Source organism: Bartonella sp. CB10SXKL, assembly GCF_042195515.1.
Classification (GTDB): Bacteria; Pseudomonadota; Alphaproteobacteria; order Rhizobiales; family Rhizobiaceae; genus Bartonella.
On record NZ_JBHION010000065.1, the window covers coordinates 1 to 1,724 of the forward strand.

Genomic DNA, 1,724 nt, shown 5'->3' on the forward strand with positions numbered 1-1,724 from the left:
GATGGTCATTTCTTAACTCGAATTAGAGCCTTAAGAGATTTTGATGATGTCAAAAAAGGCGATTTAGGGGGGTATATTGAAAATGAAAGCAACTTATCTCATGAGGGCAATTGCTGGGTTTATAATAAAGCTCGGGTCTTTCAAAATGCACGCGTCTTTGGAAATGCTAAAGTAAAAAGCTTTTTTGTTGATGTCTATGGTAATGCGCAAATTTATGGGAATGCTATTTTTGAAGGTATGACATTAAAGGACAATGCAAAGCTGTCTGGTAATGCGCATGCTAACAACGCCGTTGTAATTGAAGGCAATGCACAAATTTATGATAACGCCCGTGTCACTGATCATGCTCATATTTCCGATAATGCTGTCATTTGTGATGATGCTCATGTCGGAGGCAATGCAAAAATAAGTGGCTCTGCTTACATTTGTGATGAATCACGTGTTTTTGATGATGCCGTTATTTGTGATGCTCTTATCTCTGGTTCTTCATATATTCATAGCAATGCCTCTTTAACAGCTAATGAAGATATCTGTGATGATGCATATCCTGAGTTTGGGAGCGAAGATGATTATTATCGTCATGAGTATTATGCTGATTTTGAAGGGTATTATGACGATGATAATGACAGCGAATATGAAAGTGATGCTGCGTAAATGACACGCGCGGGCGGTGCGGGGGCGCCCTCCTTTAAACATCTCATTTAAAAATTTAAATCTCTATAAAGGAATTGTGCTCATGCAAAAGAAGTTTGCACTCACAAATGAAACGCGTGTAATTAATAATCATACCCTTTATCGCATTAAAGCATTAAAAGACTTTGCTGATGTTAAAGCAGGTACTTTAGGGGGCTTTATTGAAAAGGAAGATAACCTTTCTCATGATGGCAATTGCTGGGTTTATGATAATGCTTGTGTTGTAAAATCTGGTCGTGTTTATGAAAATGCAAGGGTATATGGCAATGCTGCCATTGGTGGTTTTGTTTATGGCAATGCGCATGTATATGATAAAACCCGCGTGTATTTTGGAGCTCATGTTTATGATAATGCGCATCTTTCTGATAAGGTGTGGGTTTATCAATATGCAAGGGTTTATGGGAATGCAAAATTAACAGGAAGTGCACGCATTTATAGCAAGGCTGAGGTTTATGATCATGCTGTTGTAAGTAGCTCTTCAAAAATTTATGGCAAGGTTTATGGCAATGCTAGCGTGGGTGGGTATGTTAAGGTCTATGGTTCTGTTTATGGGAATGCAAAAGTGACTGGTTATCACACCATTAGAGGTTTGGTACATGGCAATGCAAGGTTAAAAAGAGATGGTTATTCATATGTCAAACAAAACTTTTATTATGCATATGGAATTCCTGAAGATTGTGAAATTTATGAAAACGATACCGTTGTAAAGATTATTGAAAATAACGCTGCGTAAAGACGCGCGGGCGCGGCGGGGGCGCCTGCTTTCCAACCCAATTTTTCCATTTCAAATTTTATCAAATGTTTATCACATTAAATTGTGAGGGTATCTCTATGTGCAAAAAATACGAATTAACCAGTGAAATCAAAAAAATCAAACATGCTCTTACTCGAAATATTATAAACCTTTATCGCATTAAAGCTTTAAAAGATTTTGATGATGTAAAGGCGGGGTCTTTAGGCGGCTTTATTGAAAAGGAAGTTAACCTATCCCATGATGGTAATTGCTGGGTGTATGATGAGGCTTGTGTCTA

General features: G+C 37.7%; 2 protein-coding genes and 1 pseudogene. All 3 read left to right on the plus strand.

Going from position 1 to position 1,724, the window contains the following annotated elements; translation table 11 throughout:
* The coding region (locus ACFIK3_RS09390) for a hypothetical protein (protein ID WP_375646740.1) at nucleotides 1–654 on the plus strand (654 nt) is incomplete at its 5' end.
* An 82-nt stretch (nucleotides 655–736) separates the two neighbouring features.
* Complete coding sequence (locus ACFIK3_RS09395; RefSeq protein ID WP_273791758.1) at nucleotides 737–1,426, plus strand: hypothetical protein; 690 nt, start codon at nucleotides 737–739, stop codon at nucleotides 1,424–1,426.
* Nucleotides 1,427–1,524: 98 nt separating this feature from the next.
* Nucleotides 1,525–1,724, plus strand: a pseudogene (locus ACFIK3_RS09400) (hypothetical protein); the annotation flags it as partial.

Coding starts and splice junctions, on each gene's coding strand:
- ACFIK3_RS09395 (WP_273791758.1), top strand. CDS start 737: ATGCAAAAGAAGTTTGCACTCACAAATGAAACGCGTGTAATTAATAAT.